Origin of the sequence: Streptomyces sp. 2A115 (genome assembly GCF_052245575.1) — a bacterium.
Classification (GTDB): Bacteria; Actinomycetota; Actinomycetes; order Streptomycetales; family Streptomycetaceae; genus Streptomyces.
Genome location: NZ_JBQQCG010000064.1, coordinates 1 through 19,058, shown reverse-complemented (window position 1 = coordinate 19,058; position 19,058 = coordinate 1). Strand labels below are relative to the sequence as shown.

21 protein-coding genes are annotated in these 19,058 nt (G+C 69.4%); 11 read left to right on the top strand and 10 right to left on the bottom strand.

The window, feature by feature from the left end:
* Nucleotides 1–76: 76 nt before the first annotated feature.
* From ACTWQR_RS39215 to ACTWQR_RS39205, 3 genes are all read right to left on the bottom strand, one after another.
* Nucleotides 77–1,021 (bottom strand): 1-aminocyclopropane-1-carboxylate deaminase/D-cysteine desulfhydrase, encoded by a 945-nt coding sequence (locus ACTWQR_RS39215; protein WP_443232025.1) that lies wholly within the window; start codon nt 1,019–1,021, stop codon nt 77–79.
* A gap of 10 nt (nt 1,022–1,031) precedes the next feature.
* Nucleotides 1,032–1,622, bottom strand: coding sequence for an N-acetylmuramoyl-L-alanine amidase (locus ACTWQR_RS39210; protein ID WP_443232024.1), 591 nt, complete (start codon nt 1,620–1,622; stop codon nt 1,032–1,034).
* 141 nt (nt 1,623–1,763) lie between these two features.
* Nucleotides 1,764–1,997: a hypothetical protein gene (locus ACTWQR_RS39205; RefSeq protein WP_443232023.1), complete on the bottom strand. Its 234-nt coding sequence runs from the start codon at nt 1,995–1,997 to the stop codon at nt 1,764–1,766.
* A 279-nt stretch (nt 1,998–2,276) separates the two neighbouring features.
* Between ACTWQR_RS39205 and ACTWQR_RS39200 the strand changes: the two genes are divergently transcribed.
* From ACTWQR_RS39200 to ACTWQR_RS39190, 3 genes are all read left to right on the top strand, one after another.
* Nucleotides 2,277–3,683 carry a family 2B encapsulin nanocompartment shell protein gene (locus ACTWQR_RS39200; protein WP_443232022.1) on the top strand — a complete coding sequence of 469 codons (1,407 nt, stop codon included), beginning with the start codon at nt 2,277–2,279 and terminating at the stop codon, nt 3,681–3,683.
* 505 nt (nt 3,684–4,188) lie between these two features.
* Nucleotides 4,189–5,271, top strand: coding sequence for a family 2 encapsulin nanocompartment cargo protein polyprenyl transferase (locus ACTWQR_RS39195; RefSeq protein WP_443232072.1), 1,083 nt, complete (start codon nt 4,189–4,191; stop codon nt 5,269–5,271).
* Between the two features lie 534 nt (nt 5,272–5,805).
* The gene (locus ACTWQR_RS39190; protein ID WP_443232021.1) at nt 5,806–6,399 is read left to right on the top strand and encodes a GNAT family N-acetyltransferase; all 594 of its coding nucleotides are present in this window, start codon (nt 5,806–5,808) and stop codon (nt 6,397–6,399) included.
* Between the two features lie 78 nt (nt 6,400–6,477).
* Here the strand turns inward: ACTWQR_RS39190 and ACTWQR_RS39185 are convergent, their stop codons facing one another.
* Nucleotides 6,478–7,074 (bottom strand): TetR/AcrR family transcriptional regulator, encoded by a 597-nt coding sequence (locus ACTWQR_RS39185; protein ID WP_443232020.1) that lies wholly within the window; start codon nt 7,072–7,074, stop codon nt 6,478–6,480.
* A gap of 134 nt (nt 7,075–7,208) precedes the next feature.
* Between ACTWQR_RS39185 and ACTWQR_RS39180 the strand changes: the two genes are divergently transcribed.
* The 5 genes from ACTWQR_RS39180 to ACTWQR_RS39160 all read left to right on the top strand — a co-directional run bounded on the left by ACTWQR_RS39180 (nt 7,209) and on the right by ACTWQR_RS39160 (nt 10,412).
* Nucleotides 7,209–7,793 (top strand): dihydrofolate reductase family protein, encoded by a 585-nt coding sequence (locus tag ACTWQR_RS39180; RefSeq protein WP_443232019.1) that lies wholly within the window; start codon nt 7,209–7,211, stop codon nt 7,791–7,793.
* Between the two features lie 127 nt (nt 7,794–7,920).
* The gene (locus ACTWQR_RS39175; RefSeq protein WP_443232018.1) at nt 7,921–8,145 is read left to right on the top strand and encodes a hypothetical protein; all 225 of its coding nucleotides are present in this window, start codon (nt 7,921–7,923) and stop codon (nt 8,143–8,145) included.
* Nucleotides 8,146–8,263: 118 nt separating this feature from the next.
* Nucleotides 8,264–8,677, top strand: a complete 414-nt coding sequence (locus ACTWQR_RS39170; protein ID WP_443232017.1) for a YciI family protein — start codon at nt 8,264–8,266, stop codon at nt 8,675–8,677.
* Nucleotides 8,678–8,706: 29 nt separating this feature from the next.
* Nucleotides 8,707–9,933 (top strand): RNA polymerase sigma factor, encoded by a 1,227-nt coding sequence (locus tag ACTWQR_RS39165; RefSeq protein WP_443232016.1) that lies wholly within the window; start codon nt 8,707–8,709, stop codon nt 9,931–9,933.
* 137 nt (nt 9,934–10,070) lie between these two features.
* Nucleotides 10,071–10,412, top strand: a complete 342-nt coding sequence (locus ACTWQR_RS39160) for a DUF952 domain-containing protein (protein ID WP_443232071.1) — start codon at nt 10,071–10,073, stop codon at nt 10,410–10,412.
* A gap of 160 nt (nt 10,413–10,572) precedes the next feature.
* Here the strand turns inward: ACTWQR_RS39160 and ACTWQR_RS39155 are convergent, their stop codons facing one another.
* Both ACTWQR_RS39155 and sodN read right to left on the bottom strand, forming a co-directional pair.
* Entirely contained in the window at nt 10,573–11,331 is a 759-nt protein-coding gene (locus ACTWQR_RS39155) for a VOC family protein (RefSeq protein WP_443232015.1), read from the bottom strand.
* Nucleotides 11,332–11,593: 262 nt separating this feature from the next.
* The gene (sodN, locus tag ACTWQR_RS39150; protein WP_020123534.1) at nt 11,594–11,989 is read right to left on the bottom strand and encodes a superoxide dismutase, Ni; all 396 of its coding nucleotides are present in this window, start codon (nt 11,987–11,989) and stop codon (nt 11,594–11,596) included.
* Nucleotides 11,990–12,135: 146 nt separating this feature from the next.
* On the opposite strand from sodN, the gene sodX reads away from it, so the two are divergent.
* Nucleotides 12,136–12,570 (top strand): nickel-type superoxide dismutase maturation protease, encoded by a 435-nt coding sequence (gene sodX / locus ACTWQR_RS39145; protein WP_443232014.1) that lies wholly within the window; start codon nt 12,136–12,138, stop codon nt 12,568–12,570.
* Here sodX and ACTWQR_RS39140 read toward each other — a convergent pair.
* Complete coding sequence (locus tag ACTWQR_RS39140; protein ID WP_443232013.1) at nt 12,474–13,103, bottom strand: CGNR zinc finger domain-containing protein; 630 nt, start codon at nt 13,101–13,103, stop codon at nt 12,474–12,476. The two genes, sodX and ACTWQR_RS39140, sit on opposite strands and share 97 nt — an antisense overlap.
* A 98-nt stretch (nt 13,104–13,201) precedes the next feature.
* Between ACTWQR_RS39140 and ACTWQR_RS39135 the strand changes: the two genes are divergently transcribed.
* Complete coding sequence (locus ACTWQR_RS39135; protein ID WP_443232012.1) at nt 13,202–13,960, top strand: class I SAM-dependent methyltransferase; 759 nt, start codon at nt 13,202–13,204, stop codon at nt 13,958–13,960.
* 193 nt (nt 13,961–14,153) lie between these two features.
* Here the strand turns inward: ACTWQR_RS39135 and ACTWQR_RS39130 are convergent, their stop codons facing one another.
* The 3 genes from ACTWQR_RS39130 to ACTWQR_RS39120 are packed head-to-tail and all read right to left on the bottom strand — an operon-like array spanning nt 14,154 to nt 16,860.
* On the bottom strand, nt 14,154–14,915 hold the full coding sequence (locus ACTWQR_RS39130) for an amino acid ABC transporter ATP-binding protein (protein WP_443232011.1): 762 nt from the start codon (nt 14,913–14,915) through the stop codon (nt 14,154–14,156).
* Nucleotides 14,912–15,853 (bottom strand): amino acid ABC transporter permease, encoded by a 942-nt coding sequence (locus ACTWQR_RS39125; protein WP_443232010.1) that lies wholly within the window; start codon nt 15,851–15,853, stop codon nt 14,912–14,914. The genes ACTWQR_RS39130 and ACTWQR_RS39125 overlap by 4 nt, the downstream gene beginning before the upstream one ends.
* 47 nt (nt 15,854–15,900) lie before the next feature.
* On the bottom strand, nt 15,901–16,860 hold the full coding sequence (locus tag ACTWQR_RS39120) for an ABC transporter substrate-binding protein (RefSeq protein ID WP_443232009.1): 960 nt from the start codon (nt 16,858–16,860) through the stop codon (nt 15,901–15,903).
* Between the two features lie 670 nt (nt 16,861–17,530).
* Between ACTWQR_RS39120 and ACTWQR_RS39115 the strand changes: the two genes are divergently transcribed.
* A complete protein-coding gene (locus tag ACTWQR_RS39115; protein WP_443232008.1) occupies nt 17,531–18,802 on the top strand; it encodes an NAD(P)-dependent malic enzyme in 1,272 nt (423 codons plus the stop codon).
* Nucleotides 18,803–19,058: the final 256 nt, after the last annotated feature.

The window sequence follows — 19,058 nt, the reverse complement described above, 5'->3', positions numbered from 1 at the left end:
CGGGGGGACCCCCAGAGCGTGCACCGGACGCCGCTGGGCCCGTCCTTCGAGCGGACGACGGGACTTTCCACAGGCCCTAGCGGGCCGCCCGGGAGTCGGGGCTGCCGGTGATGACGGCCGCGATCGTCGTCCCGCGCGGGAACGCGCGCTCCTCCACGAGGGCGACAAGCCCGTACAGCAACTTGGCGACATAGAGACGTTCCACGCGCAGGGCGTGGCGTCGTTCGAAGTCCTCGGCGAACGCGTCGAGTTCGGGGGTGGTGCGGGCGTAGCCGCCGAAATGGAAGCGGTCGTCGAGGGACCAGTCGCCGCGAGGGCCGCCGAAGGCATCACGCTGCAGCGTACGAATCTCCGCGTCCAGGAAGCCGCCCCTGAGGACGGGTATGCCCAGCGTGCGCTGCCCGGGGGCGAGACCGGCGGCCAGGCCCGCGAGCGTGCCGCCCGTGCCGCAGGCGATCGCGGCCACGTCGATACCGCCGTGGCCGCGCAGCTCGTCACCGAGGGCCGTACAGCCGCGTACGGCAAGGGAGTTGCTGCCACCCTCGGGGATCACATACGCGTCCTCGGCGGCGCTCGCGCGCCGGAGGGCGGCCAGCGTCCCCGGCTCGCTCTTGCGGCGGTACATCGATCTGTCGACGAAGTGGAGCCGCATGCCGTCGGCCGCGCACCGGGCCAGGGACGGGTTGAGCGGGCGGTCCGCCAGCTCGTGGCCGCGGACCACACCGATGGTGGGCAGCCCCAGCAGGCGGCCCGCGGCGGCGGTGGCGCGCAGATGGTTCGAGTACGCACCGCCGAAGGTGAGGATCGGGCGGCCCGCCGCCGCGCGCAGGTTCGGGGCCAGCTTGCGCCACTTGTTGCCGACCAGCTCCGGGTGAATCAGGTCGTCCCGCTTGAGCAGCAGCCGTACGCCGTGCCGCGCGAAGCGCTCGTCCGCGGTCTCTCGCAGCGGCGACGGTAGTCGCGGCCGCAGGACGTCGAGGTCGAGCGCTTCGGGGTTGTCGGGGACGTGGGGGCCGGTCACCCGGCCATTGTCACTTGAGGCGGTCGCGGACGCGCTCTCGCATGGCGGCCATTGTGAAGCCGCGCGGGTCGACCTTGCCCGGCTGCCATTCGAGGTGGCCGATCACCGAGCGCTCCGTCCAGCCGTGATGACGGCAGATCGCCGCCGCGGCCCGCTCGATCGCGTCCAGCTGGGCCTCGGGCCAGGGGTCCTCGCCGTCGCCGAGGTTCTCGCACTCGAAGCCGTAGAAGTGGCGGTTGCCGTCGGTGTTCGCCTCGTTGTCCCGCGGGAGGGCCTTCTCCGCGATGACCGCGCGCAGTACGTCGTCGTCACCGAGGCCCGCGTGGTTGGCGCGGCCGTGGCCGACGAGGTGCACCCGGCCGTCCTTGGTGATCACACCGTGGCACAGCGGGCCCGGTAAGCCGCTGTAGCCGTCGCGGCAGATCTCGACCGTCCGCGAGCTTCCCGACGTCACCGTGTGGTGGATCATCACGCCGTGGACGGGGCCCCACGGCCCTTTGTGATTGCGGTTGTGATGCTCCCAGTCGCCGACCTCGACGACGGTGAGTCCTTCTGCCTTGAGCCGGGCCAGAAAGCTGCCCGCGGACATGGGTGAGGCCATGAGCGCCTCCTTACACAGGGCGCGACGGCCGCCGGTCGCGGCCGCCTCGTACCGCTGCTTTTACCCGGAACTCCCGAGCCGGGACCAATCGTTCGCACAGCGTGCGAGCCGATCCGGTCAGCGGTACGCGGGCGGACCGCGTCAGGCGCGCAGGAAAGCGTCCCCGTGCGTCGCGATGTGGCTCTCCAGCGCCTGGAGGGCCTGCTGTGTGGTCTGCGGCGAGCCGCTGCCGCGCCGCTCCGCGTAGTAGGCCGCGCCGAGGTTCTTCAGCAGATCACTGCCCGCTCGCTTCTCCTGGACTTCGTCGATCTTCTGCTTGCCCTGCGTGAGGCCGCGCTGTGCTTGTTCCTTGGCGCGGTCCAGGAAGCCTGCCATTGCTCTCTCCTCGTCGTTCGTCTCTTGCCGATTCAACGGGCGACCGGATCTTGGAGTTCCCGGCTGAAAACGCGCGCACGCCTGGCCGGCCCGACCCGTCGGCCCTGTCGCCCCGACCCGTCGGCCCTGTCGCCCCGACCCGTCCGCCCGGTCGGGCGGGTCCTGCGTTGTGCCCCGAAAACGAAGATCCATTCCCGCTCTTTCGTGTAATAGCACCGACGCCATCCGTGATGGAAGGCTTGTCGTCGCAGCTCATTGCACGATGGGGAGGACACTTTCATGTCGGTAGGCGAAGAGATCCGCGCGGACCAGGATCAGCCGCAGAAGAGTCTCGGCACATCCGCGGCGCGGAACCTGGCCACCACCACCAAGTCCGCGCCACAGATGCAGGAGATCAGCTCACGGTGGCTGTTGCGCATGCTTCCGTGGGTGAATGTGCAGGGCGGTACATACCGCGTGAACCGAAGGCTCAGTTATGCCATGGGCGACGGCCGCGTCACGTTTGTGAAGACCGGTGACCGCGTTCAGGTCATCCCCGCGGAGCTCGGCGAACTTCCGGCGCTGCGCACGTACGAGGACGAGGAGGTGCTCGCCGAGCTCGCCCAGCGCTGCGAGCAGCGGGAGTTCGCCCCGGGCGACGTACTCGCCTCCTTCGGCAGCCAGGCCGACGAGGTATTCCTGCTGGCCCACGGCAAGGTCGAGAAGATCGGCACGGGTCCTTACGGGGACGACGCGGTTCTCGGAGTCCTCGCCGACGGGGCCTACTTCGGCGAGCAGGCGATCATCGATCCGGACGCCATCTGGGAGTACACGGCCCGCGCGGTCACCGCCTGTACGGTGCTCGCGCTGCCCCGCCGGGACCTCGACCAGATCGCCGAGCGCTCCGAGTCGCTGAACGAGCACCTCCAGCAGTTGCGCGCGATTCCCGAGCAGCGCACCAACAAGTACGGCGAGAAGGAGATCGACCTCGCCGCCGGCCACACCGGTGAGCCGGCCATCCCCGGGACGTACGTCGACTACGACGCGGCGCCACGAGAGTACGAACTCAGCGTCGCCCAGACCGTGTTGCGCATCCACACGCGTGTGGCAGACCTCTACAACCAGCCGATGAACCAGACCGAGCAGCAGTTGCGGCTCACCGTCGAGGCGTTGAAGGAGCGCCAGGAGCACGAGCTCATCAACAACCGGGAGTTCGGTCTGCTCAGCAACTGCGAGTACGACCAGCGGCTGCAGCCGCACGACGGCGTGCCCGGCCCGGACGACCTGGACGAACTGCTCAGCAGGCGGCGCGGCACCAAGCTGCTGCTCGCCCACCCGCGCGCGATCTCGGCGTTCGGGCGTGAGCTCAACAAGCGGGGGCTGGTCCCCGAGACCATCGACATGGGCGGCAACCGCATCCCGACCTGGCGCGGCGTGCCGATCTTCCCGTGCAACAAGATCCCGGTCACCGAGGCCAGGACGACCTCGATCATCGCCATGCGTACCGGCGAGGCCGACCAGGGTGTCATCGGACTCCAGCAGGCCGGCATCCCGGACGAGATCGAGCCGAGCCTGTCCGTGCGGTTCATGGGCATCAGCGAGCAGGCGATCATGTCGTACCTGGTGACGACCTACTACTCGGCCGCGGTCCTGGTGCCTGACGCACTCGGGGTCTTGGAGAACGTCGAGATCGGCCGCTGGCGGTGACGTCCCGTACGCCGGGTGCCGTGTTCCCGCCTGTCTGCCCGTCCCGCCCGGGTGGACCGGAAGGGTACGCGCCCGGCGGCAGCGGAGCCGCCACCGTCCGCGAACCCTTCAAGGCGGATCCACGGGTGAGCCCATGACGGAGACGCGGCAGAGCCTGTTACCGGCGGCCGTCGAAGGACGGGATCCGATCGACGGGCGGGACCTGACCGACGGGCGGGAAGCGGTTGACGGGCAGCGGCCGATCGGAAGACCGGGATCGGTCGGAGGGCCAGGATCGGTCCGAGGGCCAGGATCGGTCCGAGGGCCGGGATCGGCTGACGGACCGGGGCCGGCCGGAGGACTGGGGCCGGTTGACGGGCAAGGGCCCGTCGGAGAGCAGGCGCCGGCCGATCGGCAAGGGGCAGGGCCGGCCGACAGGCAAGAGTCGGAGTCGGCCGACAGGCAAGAGTTGGGGTCGGCCGACAGGCGAGAGTCGGGGCCGACGGGAAGGCCGGTGCCCAGACCCCTGCCGAGTCCAGGGCGGCAGGAGTCTGTGGGGCGGCCCGGCCCCGCTGGGCGACGCGATCCGCTCGACGGACAGGAAGCGGTGGGGATTCTGGAGCATGCTCGGGTGTCGGTCGACCCCGAGTTGCGCCGGGCCATCGATTCGTTGCCCGGTTCGATGCGGCGGGTCGCGCTCTACCACTTCGGGTGGGAGCACGCGGACGGCACCCCGGCAGCCGGGAACACGGGCAAGGCGATCCGGCCCGCGCTCGTGCTGACCGCGGTCCGGGCGCTCGGCGGGCAGCACGCGACAGCCGTACGGGCGGCTGCCGCCGTGGAGTTGGTGCACAACTTCACGCTGTTGCACGACGACGTCATGGACCGGGACACCACCCGCAGGCATCGGCCCACCGCGTGGACCGTGTTCGGCGACGCCGACGCGATCCTCGCGGGGGACGCCCTGCAGGCGCTGGCTCATCAGCTGCTCGCCGACGACCGGCATCCGGCGTCCTCGGCGGCGGCCGGGCGGCTCGCCGGCTGTGTCGTCGAGCTGTGTGCGGGGCAGCACGCGGACACCGCGATGGAGCGACGGGGGCCCGACGACGTCACGCTCGACGAGGTTCTCGCCATGGCCGAGGCCAAGACGGGGGCGCTGATCGGGTGCGCGTGCGCCCTCGGGGCGCTGTACGCGGGGGCGGACGAGGCGGATGTCGAGGCGCTGGACGCGTTCGGTCGTGAGGCCGGGCTCGCCTTCCAACTCATCGACGACGTGATCGGCATCTGGGGGGATCCGAGACGCACCGGCAAACCGGCCGGAGCGGACCTCATGGCCCGCAAGAAGTCCCTGCCCGTGGTCGCCGCGCTCGCCTCCGGCACACCGGCCGCGGCCGAACTCGCCGAGCTGTACCGGGGTCCGTACACCGACGGAGACCTGGAGCGCACGGTCCTGGCCGTGGAGCGCGCGGGTGGTCGCGACTGGGCCCAGCTCCAGGCCGCCGACCGGATGTCCCGGTCCCTCCACCACCTGTCCCGTGCCGTCCCTGACCCGGAGGCGGCGGGAGGACTCCTGTCGCTGGCGGAGTTCGTGACGCGAAGGAGCACGTGAACCGGCGGAGCACTGATTCGGCGGAGCACTGATTCGGCGGAGCACCGAATCGGGCGCTCGAAGCGGTGACGAGTGAAGGGCGGTGACGAGTGAAGCGTGAGTGAGCGGATGGGACACGTGTAGAGGTGGGGCGGTCGGCGCCGTGCGGTGCCCGCGATCACGCGGCAGTCCAAGCCGTGCGGCGTCCGAGCGTGGGTGGGGGGAGCGAGTGCAGGCGGGTTGTCGGCTTCCTGAGTGGCGCGATGGCTGAAGACGGGGGAGAGGCAGAGGAGGGGCAGGGGAAAGGCAAAGGGCGGGACGCATGAAGCCGTACGGATCTCGCGGCCTGCACCGCGTAGCGGCCTGTGCCGCGCATGAGACGCCGGAGCCACTCATGCCGCGCGGCGCCTGACGGCACGGCGTGGCGGAGGGGTTCCGGTTGAGGCGGGCCCCGCGCATCCCCACGGTGTGCGGGGCCCGCTGCCCTGTGAGGGGGCGATCGCCTACGCTGCAACAGCCGAGTGGGCGTGGTCAGTTGAGGCTGAGGGGTGGGGCATGGGCGTGGCGGTACGTCGAGCGGGCGAGGGTGACCGGGAGGTCCTGGCGCGGCTCCTTGACCAGGCGTTCCAGGACGACCCGGTGAGCCGCTGGGTCTTCCCCGACGCGGAACACCGTCGGCGTACGCATCCGTTGCTCATGGGGGCTTTCCTCGACCTTGTGCTTGACGAGGGGTACGTGGACGTCACCGAGGACGGTTCGGCCTGTGCGCTGTGGTTGTCGGTGCCGGCGGAGGCCCACGAGGAGGACGAGGACGGGCCGGCCCAGTTGCGCGAGGCAGTCGACCCCGAGAACGAACGGGTCGAGCTGATCGGCCGGTTGACCGCCGAGATCCACCCGGCGGGCAGGGCCCACGAGTACCTGTGGCTGATCGCCGTGGCGCCCGAACGACAGGGCGAGGGCCTCGGTACGGCGCTCATCGAGCACGTACTCGAACGGTGTGACCGCGAGCACCTGCCCGCGTACCTGGAGGCGAGCAGCTCGCGAAGCCGAGTCCTCTACGAACGCCTCGGCTTCACTGTCGGCGATCCCCTCGACCTCCCGTCCGGCCCCTCGATGTGGCCGATGTGGCGTGAGCCCCTCCGCGGGTAGGTCGGTGAGTAGCGTGCGGGTCGGTGGGGGCTGGTCGCACAGTTCCTCGCGCCCCTGAAGGACGCGCCTGGGCGCGCCTCAGGCGTCCAGGTCTGGCACCACCGTCTCCACGATGCGTTCCACCAAGCCCTCCGGCACGGTCACCCCCGGTAGGACGCCGTCCAGTACACCCGGCAGTGTCAGGTGTTCCAGGATCAGGCCGAGCATGGCGAGGTAGAGGACGGTTACCGTTTCGTCGCCGCCGGGGAGGCCGGCCGTGCGGTGGAACTCCATGCCGTACTCGAGGTCGGCGCGGATCGTCTTCGTGTACGAGGCTCGGAGTTCCGGGCGCCGGGTGGCCTCCAGGCGCATTTCCAGGAGCGCGAGGTAGCCCGTGCGGTCCCGTTGTGCGCGTGCCATGAGGTCGTGCATGAACGCCGTGACCAGGGAGCGGTCCCGCGGTGCCTTCATGAGCTGGGCCAGGACCGCCGGGTCCGGGGCGAGCCGTTCGTGCAGGCGGGCGTCGATCTGGCGGAGCAGGTCGTCGCGGCCGGTGAAGTAGTTGGAGGCGGTGCCCACCGGCACCCCGGCCTCGCCGTCCACCGCGCGGAACGTCAGCCCGCGTGCCCCCTCGCGCGCCAGCACCTCTACACCGGCGTCGACCAGGGCGGCCCGGCGCTCCGGGTTGCTCGCCATGCGGAATCACCTCTCCCACTTGAGTCCCCGTACGGGAAACCCTCGAAAATCTCCTTGCAACCACTACAGGTGAAGCACTATGAATGAAGCACTACTAGTGGAGTGGTTCACTCAGCCTACGGAAAGAGACCGGCTTGCGAAAGCTCACCTATTTCATCGCCTGCTCGATCGACGGCTTCATCGGCGACCCGAGCGGCGACGCGCAGTTCATGGTCCCCTTCGTCGACGAGGAGTTCTTCGAGTTCCTCAGGACCGAGTATCCGGAGACCCTGCCGACCCCCGGCCGCCGCGCTCTCGGCATCGACGACCTGGTGAACAAGAAGTACGACACGGTCATCCAGGGCCGCGCCAGCTACGAGCTGGCACTGGAGATCGGCGTCACCAGCCCGTACGCCCACATGCGCGAGTACGTCGCCTCGCGCAGTCTCAAGGAGTCACCCGACCCGCACGTCGAGATCATCGCCGAGGATCTGGTCGGCAAGGTGCGCGAGCTCAAGGCGGAGGACGGCGGGTTCGGCATCTACCTGTGCGGCGGCTCGCGGCTCGCGGGCGAGCTGATCGACGAGATCGACGAGCTCGTGGTCAAGTCGTATCCGATCGTGCTGGGCTCCGGCATGCCGATGTTCGGCTCCGGCTTCGCGATCGGCGAGTTCGAGCTCGGCGAGGTGCGTACGTTCAAGAACGGGGCGGTCGTGCGGAAGTACAGCAGGAAGCGCTGACCCCGGCCCGCCTGGACCACCTCGCCTGCTCATGCCGTCCCCCTCGTGCGCCCGTCCCCCTCGTGCGCCGTGCGCCCGTACGGCCGCTCGTCTGTCCGCCTGCTCCATCCCGCCATACCCTGGACGCATGGCCAGCGATGAGTATGTCTGCCCGGTCTGTAAGCAGCCGGTCGATACGGTCGTGCGTCGGCACAAGACCCTGGGTGTCTTCGTGCCCGTGTGGGGCCCCGGCCCCTGCCAGAACCCGAAGTGCGCGGCGTACGAGGAGGCGGAGTCCGAGACGGCTCCCGTTCTCACGGCCGAGCCCGGGCCGACCGACGCACCCGACAAGCCGACTGAGCAGGATTCCTGAGCGATTTCCTCCCGCCCGAAGAATTCTTTTCGCCGGCGTGTAGAGAATCCAGGGCCGGCTCCGACGTCCCGTGTGAGAGCCGCCCACCGCGGGCGGCCCGAGCCGAAGGAGCGGACTCATGAAGTACCTCGTGATGGTGCAGTGGTCGCAGGCGGACTACGAGGGCATGCGGGGCAAGGCCTCCGCCGACGCACCCGCCTGGACCGAGCAGGAGATCCAGGCCATGTACCAACACATGGGAGCGATCAACAACGACCTCGCCGAGTCCGGGGAGCTGGTCGACGCCAACGGTCTGGTGGAGCCGGCGCGGACGCGGCTGGTCAGCAAGGGACCGGACGGGAAGCCCGTGATCACCGACGGGCCGTACAGCGAGACCAAGGAACTGCTCGCCGGTTACTGGGTCCTGGACTGCGCGAGCCTGGAGCGGGTAACGGAGATCGCCGAGCGCGTCCTCGAGTGCCCCGAACCCGCAGGCGTGAAGAACTACCCGGTCGTCATCCGGCCGATCGACGACGGCGGCGGCGACGTGTGAGCCATCCGCCCGGGCGTCCGCCGAGACGTATGACCGAGACCGAGGACCTGCTGCGCCGGCACGCGCCGCAGGTCCTCGGCGCGCTCGTACGGCGGTACGGGCACTTCGACGCCGCCGAGGACGCCGTACAGGAGTCGCTGCTGGCCGCGGCCGGGCAGTGGCCGGCGGGCGGAGTGCCCGACAATCCGCGCGGCTGGCTGATCAAGGTGGCCTCGCGGCGGCTGACGGACGCCCTGCGCAGTGAGGAGGCGCGGCGGCTGCGGGAGGAGCGGGCGGCGGCCCTCGCACCGCGTGATGCCTTCTGGGTGCCACCGCCTGGATCTGACAGTGCGGACCGGGCGCCCTCCGAGGACGACACTCTCACCCTCCTCTTCCTGTGCTGCCACCCCGACCTCACCCCGCCCGCGCAGATCGCGCTCACACTGCGCGCGGTCGGCGGTCTGACGACGGCCGAGATCGCCCGCGCGCACATGGTGCCTGAGGCGACCATGGCGCAGCGGATCAGCCGGGCCAAGCAGAAGGTGAAGGGCACACGGTTCGGGCGTCCCGAGAAGTGGGAGGAGCGGCTGCCGGCGGTCCTGCACGTCCTCTACCTGATCTTCAACGAGGGGTATACGGCGACGTCCGGGTCGGCGCTCCAGCGCGCCGAACTCGCGGGCGAGGCCATCCGGTTGACCCGCACGGTGCACCGCCTGCTGCCCGGCGACTGCGAGGTGACCGGCCTGCTCGCGCTCATGCTGCTCACCGACGCCCGCCGTGCCGCGCGCACCGGTCCGCACGGCGAGCTGGTACCGCTCGACGAGCAGGACCGCGCACTGTGGGACAAGGCGGCCATCGAGGAGGGTGTGGCGCTGGTGACGCGGGCCCTGTCCCAACATCGCCCAGGCCCCTTTCAGTTGCGTGCCGCGATCGCCGCCGTCCACGACGAGGCGCCCTCGCCCGACGCCACCGGCTGGCAGGAGATCCTCGGCCTCTACGACGTCCTCGTGCGCCTCGTCCCCGGCCCTGTCGAACGCCTCAACCGCGCGGTGGCCGTCGCCATGGTCCGCGGCCCGAGGGCGGGCCTGGCCGAACTGGCTCCCCTGGAAGCCGAGTTGACAACAAGCCACCGCCTCGACGCGGTCCGCGCCCACCTGCTGGAACGCGCCGGCGACCCCGAAGCGGCCCGCGCCGCCTACGAGTCGGCGGCCACGAAGACCCTCAGCCTCCCGGAACAGCGCTACCTCCAGTCCCGAGCTGACCGCTTGAGGCCTTGAGGTCTTGAGGTCTTGGGATCTTGAGGTTGTCAGGGCGGCCTTGAGGTTGTCAGGCGGCCTTGAGGTTGTGAGGCGGTCGTGAGGCCTTGAGGTCTCGGCTGCATCAAGGGCTTAGCGTGTGGGCCATGCCCCAACCCATGCCCGAACCCATACCCGAGCTTCTGCACATCACCGAGCGATCCCTGTGGGACGCGGCCCGCGAGACCGGTGCGTACAAGATGTCGACGCGCGGCCGCACCCTCCAGGAAGAGGGCTTCATCCACTGCTCGACCCGGACCCAGCTCCCGCGCGTGGCCGACTTCCTGTACGGCGCGTACGAGGGCCCCGACGAACTGGTTGTCCTGGTCATCGACGCTGAGCGGCTCGGGGTGCCGCTGAAGTACGAGGCACCGGAACCGGGCGGCGAGGAGTTCCCGCACATCTACGGGCCGGTCCCGGTGGACGCGGTGACCGCCGTGGAGCCCTGGGAGCATCCGTGACCGGGGGTCGACGATGGCGACGAGTTGCGGTCGTCTGGGCGGTGTCCGTGTTCGTGGGCGGTGCCCTCACCCTGTGGCTCCAGGACTCGGCGGAGCCGCCGACGCCGTCCGCCCCTGAGCAACAGAACATTCCAGCACCGCTGTTGTCCGTGACGAAGGACTAGCTCGCGGGCGCGCTCCCGGTCTCAGGGTCCCGGCCCGTCAGGCAGTACGTGCCGCCGGCCGGGTCGCGCATGACCGCCCACCGGGCGCCCCGGCTCACGAACGTGGCGCCCAGCTTCTCGTGCCGGGCGCGGGTCGCCTCGATGTCCGAGCAGGCGAGGTCGAGGTGGGCGGCGGTGGGGCGGTCGTCGCCGAGGCGTTGGAGGAGGATCCGGACGGGTAGCCCGGCAGGGGGCCTCACCACGTGGAACTCGGGGAGCGCGCCCGGGTGCGACTCCCAGCCGGTCAGGTCCGTCCAGAACGCGACTTCGGAGTCGTACGCCCCCGGTGCCAGGTCGATGCTCACCTGGTCCAGGCGGCTCGTCGTGCCGTCGGGGGCCCCGACCACCGGCGGCCGGGCCGACTCGCCGTGCCAGGGGACCGCGCAGAACAACTGGTCGCCGGGCGACCGCAGTATGGCCCAGCCCGCGTGATCGGACACCATCGAAGCACCGAGCCGCAGCGCCGACTCCACCAGTGCGGGAACGTCCTCGACCGCGAGGTCGAGGTGCGCGCCCCCGTCGCCCGCCGCCACACCCTGCGCCTTCACGCAGGCGTCCGCACCGTCCGGCAGGAGCGTCACGAACTCGTCCCGCTCGCCTCGGAGGGGGGACAGCCGGGTGTCCGTGACCGTCGTCCAGAAGTCACAGGCGCGGCCGAAACCCTCAGCGGGCCGGTCGACGAAGACATACGTCCAGCGGATCGGACCCTCACTCATGGCACCCTCAACACCCTCATTCACGACGCCCTCGCTCATCGGGCGATCGTAAGTCAGGCCCTGTCTCCTGCCGCTTGAGTCAGGTGCCTTCCCCTACCGCGTGCGCTCGTACGTCGCGCCGCAGTTCTCCGTGGTGAAGGTGACGCCCCGCAGCATGCCGAAGGGGCCCGGCCGAAAATCCGGCCGAACCCCTTCAAGATGCCCGCTGACCTGCGAGGGTGCACCGCCCGCCGGTCATGGCGAACTAATAGCCGGCCCTGGATCAGGCCTTCTTGGTCTCCCAGAAGATCTTGTCGATCTGGGCGATGTAGTCCAGCGCCTTCTGGCCCGTGGCCGGGTCGGTCGAAGCCTTCGCGGCCGAGAGGGCCTTGAGGGCGTCGTTGACCAGCTGGTGCAGCTCCGGGTACTTCTCGAAGTGCGGAGGCTTGAAGTAGTCGCTCCACAGCACCGAGACGTGGTGCTTGGCGAGCTCGGCGCGCTGCTCCTTGATGACGGTGGCGCGGGCCTGGAAGTGCGGGTCGTCGTTGGCGGCCATCTTTTCCTGGACGGCCTTCACCGACTCCGCCTCGATGCGGGCCTGGGCCGGGTCGTACACACCACAGGGCAGGTCGCAGTGGGCGCTGACCTTCACCTTGGGGGCAAACAGGCGGGAAAGCATATAGCTGTCCTTCCTCGTGATCGTCTTCTCAGGTGGGACATTACTCCGTGAGGGACGGGTTTTCGCGAGTGCCCCCATGGGCTTAGGACAAAAGTCCTGGGTGAGACTGGGACTCGTGGAGGATAGGACCGGGGAGGTGCCGGGTGATGCCGGAGCTGTCGCAGGAGACCGAGCGCGGGAGGGCCGTGCTGCCCTTTGGGGTGGCCGAGGTGACGGGGCCTTCCATGGTGCCGACGCTCCATCACGGTGACCAGCTCGTCGTGCAGTACGGGGCGCGGGTCAGGCCCGGTGACGTGATCGTTCTGCGTCATCCGTTCCAACAGGACCTGCTGGTCGTCAAGCGCGCGGCCGAGCGGCGAGAGGGGGGCTGGTGGGTGCTCGGCGACAACGCGTACGCCGGTGGTGACAGCACCGACTACGGGACCGTGCCCGAGGAGCTCGTCCTCGGGAAGGTGCGGTTCCGGTACCGGCCGCTGAAGAAGGATCAGCGCTCGCCGTTCGCGGTCGCGCGCTGGGTGCTGTCCGCCGCCCGGCTCGTACTGTCCGACCGGTCCGTCTCCAGGCGCTTGCGGGCGCGGTAGGCGGCGACGTTCGCCCGGGTCGCGCAGCGGTCCGAACAGTAGCGCCGGGAGCGGTTCGTCGACGTGTCGAGGTAGGCGTTGCGGCACGGCGCCGCCTCGCACAGGCCCAGGCGGTCCACGCCGTACTCGGTGAGGTGGAAGGCCAGGCCCATCGCGGCGATCGCGGCAAAGCCGGCGGTCGCGTTCGAGGGGTGGTCCGCCAGGTGCATGTGCCACAGCGGGCGGCCGTTGTCGTCCCGGAAGTCGTGGCCCGAGATCTGCGGGCTCACCGGGAACTCCAGGAGGAGTGAGTTCAGCAGGTCCACCGCGAGCGTCTCGTCGCCGCCGTCGGCCGCCTCGAAGACCGCGCGCAGCCGGGCCCGTACGCCCCGGAAGCGGGTCACGTCCGCGTCGGTGGCGCGGCGGGCCGCCGACGCGTTGCCCCCGAAGAGGTCGCGGACGGCCTCGACGGAGGTGAGCGCGTCCTTGCCCCGGGCCGGTTCCTCGCTGTTGACGAGACGTACGGCGTAATCGGAGTAATAGGCCAGTTCCACTTGTAGTCCTTACGAGGGCGCTCTATGGTCGTGAGTGCGGACGGGTAATGGCTGATCGTGCTTCCAGGGTATTACACACTGGAGGGAGAGGGGATTTCATGACGACCACCACCGGAGCCGACTGGCACGCGTGGCAGGAGAGCTGGGACCGGCAGCAGGAGTGGTACCTCCCGGACCGTGAGGAGCGCTTCCGGGTCATGCTCGACATGGTCGAGGCCCTGGTGGGCCCCGAGCCGCGTGTCCTGGACCTCGCGTGCGGTACGGGAAGTATCACGGCCCGGCTCTTCGAAAGGTTCCCGAACGCCGTCAGCACCGGCGTCGACCTGGACCCCGCGCTGCTGACCATCGCCGAGGGCACCTTCGCGGGCGACGACCGGGTCACCTTCGTGACGGCCGATCTCAAGGACCCGGACTGGGCGAGCAGACTGCCGTACGACTCGTACGACGCCGTCCTCACCGCCACGGCCCTCCACTGGCTGCACAGCGAACCCCTCGCGGTCCTCTACGGTCAGATCGCGGACGTCGTCCGCGACGGCGGTGTGTTCATGAACGCGGACCACATGACCGACGAGTCCACTCCGGGGATCAACGCGGCGGACAGCGCGCAGCGGCACGCGCGGATGAACCGGGCCAAGGAGGCCGGTGTACTCGGCTGGACCGAGTGGTGGCAGCTCGCCGCCCAGGACCCGGTCCTCGCCGAGCCGACCGCCCGCCGCTTCGAGATCTACGGCGAGCACGCCGACGGCGACACCCCGTCCGCCGAGTGGCACGCGCGCGTACTGCGCGAGAAGGGCTTCGCGGAGGCGCGGGCGGTGTGGCGCTCGCCTTCGGACGCGCTGGTACTGGCCCTCAAGTAACCAGAGTCGATCGGGCCCCGTAAGGGGCGCGGGGAACCGCGCGCCAAGCCCTCACGCACCCGCGCGGTGATCCACCCGCCGGCTGTAGTGATCCACCCACCGGCCGTGGACCGGACGTGCGGTCGCGGGGGGGGAAGGGGCGGTACGGATGATTCCGTACCGCCCCTTCCTGCACCCGCTCAGCCGCCGGAGGCTACAGCACCTTGGACAGGAACGACCTCGTGCGCTCGTGCTGCGGATTCGTCAGTACGTCGCGTGGGTTGCCCGACTCGACGACCACGCCGTCGTCCATGAAGACGAGACTGTCGCCGACCTCGCGGGCGAAGCCCATCTCGTGGGTGACGACGACCATGGTCATGCCGGACTCGGCGAGATCGCGCATGACGTCGAGTACGTCGCCGACGAGCTCCGGGTCGAGGGCCGACGTCGGCTCGTCGAAGAGCATCAGCTTCGGGTCCATCGCGAGGGCCCGGGCGATGGCGACACGCTGCTGCTGGCCACCGGAGAGCTGGGACGGGTAGCTGCCCGCCTTGTCGGCGAGGCCGACCCGCTCGAGGAGCTGGGCCGCGCGCTCCCGCGCCTTGGCCTTGCCGACGCCCTTCACCTGGATCGGTGCCTCGACGACGTTCTCGAGCGCCGTCATGTGCGGGAACAGGTTGAAGCGCTGGAACACCATGCCGATGTCCCGCCGCTTCAGCGCGACCTCGCTGTCCTTCAGCTCGTACAGCTTGTCGCCCTTCTGCCGGTAGCCGACCAGCTCTCCGTCGACGTACAGGCGGCCGGCGTTGATCTGCTCCAGGTGGTTGATGCACCGCAGGAACGTCGACTTGCCGGAGCCGGACGGGCCGATGAGGCAGAACACCTCGCCGGACTTCACTTCCAGGTCGATGCCCTTGAGGACCTCGAGGTGGCCGAAGGACTTGTGGACGCCCTCGGCCTTCACCATGGCGGTCATGCGGAGACGCCTCCTGCCGGGCGGTTGGACAGGGACAGCAGGTTCGCCTTGATCTTCTGCAGCGGAGTCGGCGGCAGCTGGCGGCTCGAACCGCGCGCGTAGTACCGCTCGACGTAGTACTGCCCGACGCTGAGCGTCGACGTCAGGATCAGGTACCAGGCGGCGGCGAGGAAGAGCATCTCCACCGTGGCACCGGAAGTCGTGCCGATGTCCTGGGAGAACCGCAGCAGTTCGGGGTACTGCACCGCCGCGACGAGCGAGGTCGTCTTCAGCATGTTGATGACCTCGTTGCCCGTGGGCGGCACGATCACGCGCATCGCCTGCGGGATCACGATCCGGCGCAGGGTCTTCTGGTGGCTCATGCCCAGGGCGTGCGCGGCCTCGGTCTGGCCCTCGTCGACGGCCAGCAGACCGGCGCGGCAGATCTCCGCCATGTACGCGGCCTCGTTGAGGCCGAGGCCGAGCAGCGCCGTCAGGAACGGCGTCATGAAGTCGGCCCACTGGTCCTTGTAGATCGGACCGAGGTTGACGTACTCGAAGACGAAGCCCAGGTTGAACCAGACGAACAGCTGGACCAGGACCGGGGTGCCGCGGAAGAACCAGATGTAGAACCAGGCGATCGACGAGGTCACCGGGTTCTTCGACAGCCGCATCACCGCGAGGAGGATGCCGCCGACGATGCCGATGACCATCGAGATGACGGTCAGCAGCAGGGTTTCCCGGACGCCCTTGAGGATGCGGTCGTCGAAGAAGTAGTCGGGGATCGCGCCCCAGTTGATGTCGCCGTTGGCGAAGGCCCAGACGAGCAGGCCGAAGATGCCCAGAGCGATGACCGCCGAGAGGTACCGGCCGTAGTGCCGGACCGGGATGGCCTTGATGGCCTCCGGTCCGGCCGGCGGAGTGTCCTCCGGGCTGGTCTTGCCGATGTCAACAGTCACGGATGTTGCCTTTCAATGACGCGTCGTACGGGATCCGTCGTACGCGATCACTTGCCGCCGTTGACCGTGGCCTGCTTGACGGCGCCGGCCTCGACGCCCCACTTCGCGATGACCTTGTCGTACTCGCCGCTCTTGATGATCGCGTCGAGCGCGGCCTTGATGGCGTCCCGCAGCTCGGTGTTCGACTTGGCGATCGCGATGCCGTACGGGGCCGCCTCGACCTGCTCGCCGACGAGCTCGAAGTCCTTGCCGCCGCCCGACGTCTTCACCGCGTACGCGGCGACCGGGAAGTCGGAGGAACCCGCGTCCGCGCCACCGGAGCGCAGTCGGGTCTGGGCCTGCTGGTCGTTGTCGAAGGCCTCGATGCCGAGGGGCTTGTCCTTGGCGCACTTCTTCGCCTCGGCCTTGGCCAGGTCGTGCGAGACGGTGCCGCGCTGGACGACCATCTTCTTGCCGCACAGGTCGGCCCAGGTCTTGATGCCCTGGTCGTCGCCCTTCTTGGTGTAGATCGAGACACCGGCGGTGAAGTAGTCGACGAAGTCGACGCCCTCGCCGACCTTCTTGCCGGTGTCGGAGTCGACACCTTCCTGACGGTCCTTGGTGTCGGTCATGGCCGACATGGCGATGTCGTAGCGCTTGGAACGCAGACCGCCCAGCAGCGTGTCGAACGTGCCGTTCTCGAACTCGAACTTCACGCCGAGCTGCTTGCCCATCGCGTCGGCCAGGTCCGGGTCGATGCCGACCGTCTTGCCGGAGTCGTCCTTGAACTCGACCGGCGCGTACGCGATGTCCGAGCCGACCTTGATGACGCCCTTGTCGCGGACGGCCTTGGGCAGCTGGTCGGCCAGCGGGGCCGCGCTGGTCTCCGCTGTGTCCGAGCCGCCGTTGCTGTCGTCGGTCTGGTCACCGCAGCCGGTGAGCAGCAGGGCGCCTGCGACCGCGATCGCACCGACCGCTGCTATCCGGGACTGCGCGGCGGTCGTACGACGGGTGGAGCTTGCGGTCATGGTGGGTTCCTCCGGCGGGTGAGTGGAGTTGCCGATGGGTCGGCAGTAGCCGATGGGTCGACGAGAACACACACCATTGGGTGTCGCGACCTCGTGTAATGACGGCATCTTGCCATTCGGACTTACGCCTTCAGGGTGCTCGCCATGTCAAAATCGGATAACGGGTGACCCCCGAACCCCGCCAGGCCGGTACAACAAGACCGGATCTTGTGCAGGAAATGTCTGATACGGCCGGAAGATCTTCGGTGCGGCGCGCGATATGGGCGGCTGCTTCTTCGCACTTGCCGCGTCCTCGGGGCGTACCGGTGGATCACTCGCAAACTGGGCGCGTTCGGCATATTCGGCCGGGAGTCCTGTCACCGGTATGTGACCTTCGCTATCCGGTATATGGCCTTCCGCTCTCCGGTGCGCGCCCGTCGCCCGCCGACGTGCGGTCTTCGCTCGTCGGCGTGTGATCTACGCGTTATGGACTCGTCCGCGGTGTGGTCCGTCCGGTAAGAAGGTTCCTTACACCCCTCATCCGGGGCTCAGGGCGCGTGTGCGGCGCGCCCGTCGCGCATGTGCCGTACGTACCCGTACGTAACAGTCATCAGGGACATGCGCGGTGCCCGCCCGTTCCTCACCCGGAGCGGAGACCCTCAACCATTTAAGACTTAAGGGGTAAAACAAAGTGGCAGCGGAGATCGTCAATCCTCGCAGCGACAGCAGTACGGTCGGCGGTACGGCCGGTGGCGCGGGCGGCAAGACGCGCGGCGATACGGGTCCGGAAGGCGGGGCCGAGCCCCTCGACGCCTTCGACCCCGCGTTCGCGCTGCACCGCGGCGGCAAGATGGCCGTGCGGGCCACGGTGCCCGTCCGTGACAAGGACGACCTGTCCCTGGCGTACACGCCCGGCGTCGCGAAGGTGTGCAGCGCCATCGCGGAGAAGCCGGAGCTCGTCTACGACTACACGTGGAAGTCGTCCGTCGTCGCCGTGGTGACGGACGGGACGGCGGTTCTGGGGCTGGGGGACATCGGTCCCGAGGCTTCCCTTCCCGTGATGGAGGGGAAGGCCATTCTGTTCAAGCAGTTCGGCGGGGTCGACGCCGTGCCGATCGCGCTGGACTGCACGGGCGTCGACGAGATCGTCGAGACCGTGGTGCGGCTGGCGCCGTCCTTCGGGGGCGTGAACCTGGAGGACATCTCGGCACCCCGGTGCTTCGAGATCGAGCGGCGGCTGCAGGAGCGGCTGGACATTCCCGTCTTCCACGACGACCAGCACGGGACCGCTGTCGTCACGCTGGCCGCCCTGCGGAACGCGGCTCGGCTGACCGGGCGGACGCTGGGGGATCTGCGGGCGGTGATCTCGGGTGCGGGTGCGGCCGGGGTCGCCATCGCCAAGTTCCTGCTGGAGGCGGGGCTCGGGGATGTCGCTGTCGCGGACCGCAAGGGGATCGTTTCGGCCGACCGGGACGATCTGACTCCGGTCAAGCGGGAGCTGGCTTCGCTGACCAACAAGGCGGGGCTGTCGGGGTCGCTGGAGGCCGCGCTCGCCGGGGCCGACGTGTTCATCGGGGTGTCCGGCGGGACGGTGCCTGAGCCTGCCGTCGCCTCCATGGCGGAGGGTGCGTTCGTGTTCGCCATGGCGAACCCGAATCCTGAGGTGCATCCCGACGTCGCCCACAAGTACGCGGCCGTCGTCGCCACCGGGCGCTCCGACTATCCGAACCAGATCAACAACGTGCTGGCGTTTCCCGGGATCTTTGCCGGGGCGCTGCAGGTTCGGGCCTCTCGGATCACTGAGGGGATGAAGATCGCGGCGGCCGAGGCGTTGGCTGCGGTCGTCGGGGACGACCTTGCCGCGGATTACGTGATTCCGTCGCCGTTCGACGAGCGGGTTGCTCCGGCGGTTACCGCGGCTGTCGCCGCGGCGGCTCGGGCTGAGGGTGTGGCTCGGCTCTGACGGCGGTTGGCTGACGGTGGTTGGCTGACGGTTGGTGGTTGCGGTTTTCGGGTCCCGTCCGGGTGGGCGGGGCCCGTTTTTTTACCTGGGGGTGGGGCCGGGTGGGTGATTTTGGAGGCTGGGTGGGGGTGGCTCCGGCGGTTGGGCGGGTGGGTTGTTTGTTGGGTGCGGGTTGGTGGGGGCTGGTCGCGCAGTTCCCCGCGCCCCTGGGGTGTGTGGGGGGTCGGGGACGTGCCGGGGCATCCGACCGTCACTC

Coding starts and splice junctions, on each gene's coding strand:
- ACTWQR_RS39190 (WP_443232021.1), top strand. CDS start 5,806: ATGGGCGTGGCGGTACGTCGAGCGGGCGAGGGTGACCGGGAGGTCCTG.
- ACTWQR_RS39130 (WP_443232011.1), bottom strand. CDS start 14,915: ATGACCGCCATGGTGAAGGCCGAGGGCGTCCACAAGTCCTTCGGCCAC.
- ACTWQR_RS39135 (WP_443232012.1), top strand. CDS start 13,202: ATGACGACCACCACCGGAGCCGACTGGCACGCGTGGCAGGAGAGCTGG.
- sodN (WP_020123534.1), bottom strand. CDS start 11,989: ATGCTTTCCCGCCTGTTTGCCCCCAAGGTGAAGGTCAGCGCCCACTGC.
- sodX (WP_443232014.1), top strand. CDS start 12,136: ATGCCGGAGCTGTCGCAGGAGACCGAGCGCGGGAGGGCCGTGCTGCCC.
- ACTWQR_RS39160 (WP_443232071.1), top strand. CDS start 10,071: ATGCCCGAACCCATACCCGAGCTTCTGCACATCACCGAGCGATCCCTG.
- ACTWQR_RS39120 (WP_443232009.1), bottom strand. CDS start 16,860: ATGACCGCAAGCTCCACCCGTCGTACGACCGCCGCGCAGTCCCGGATA.
- ACTWQR_RS39170 (WP_443232017.1), top strand. CDS start 8,264: ATGAAGTACCTCGTGATGGTGCAGTGGTCGCAGGCGGACTACGAGGGC.
- ACTWQR_RS39210 (WP_443232024.1), bottom strand. CDS start 1,622: ATGGCCTCACCCATGTCCGCGGGCAGCTTTCTGGCCCGGCTCAAGGCA.
- ACTWQR_RS39185 (WP_443232020.1), bottom strand. CDS start 7,074: ATGGCGAGCAACCCGGAGCGCCGGGCCGCCCTGGTCGACGCCGGTGTA.
- ACTWQR_RS39175 (WP_443232018.1), top strand. CDS start 7,921: ATGGCCAGCGATGAGTATGTCTGCCCGGTCTGTAAGCAGCCGGTCGAT.
- ACTWQR_RS39205 (WP_443232023.1), bottom strand. CDS start 1,997: ATGGCAGGCTTCCTGGACCGCGCCAAGGAACAAGCACAGCGCGGCCTC.
- ACTWQR_RS39155 (WP_443232015.1), bottom strand. CDS start 11,331: ATGAGTGAGGGTCCGATCCGCTGGACGTATGTCTTCGTCGACCGGCCC.
- ACTWQR_RS39200 (WP_443232022.1), top strand. CDS start 2,277: ATGTCGGTAGGCGAAGAGATCCGCGCGGACCAGGATCAGCCGCAGAAG.
- ACTWQR_RS39165 (WP_443232016.1), top strand. CDS start 8,707: ATGACCGAGACCGAGGACCTGCTGCGCCGGCACGCGCCGCAGGTCCTC.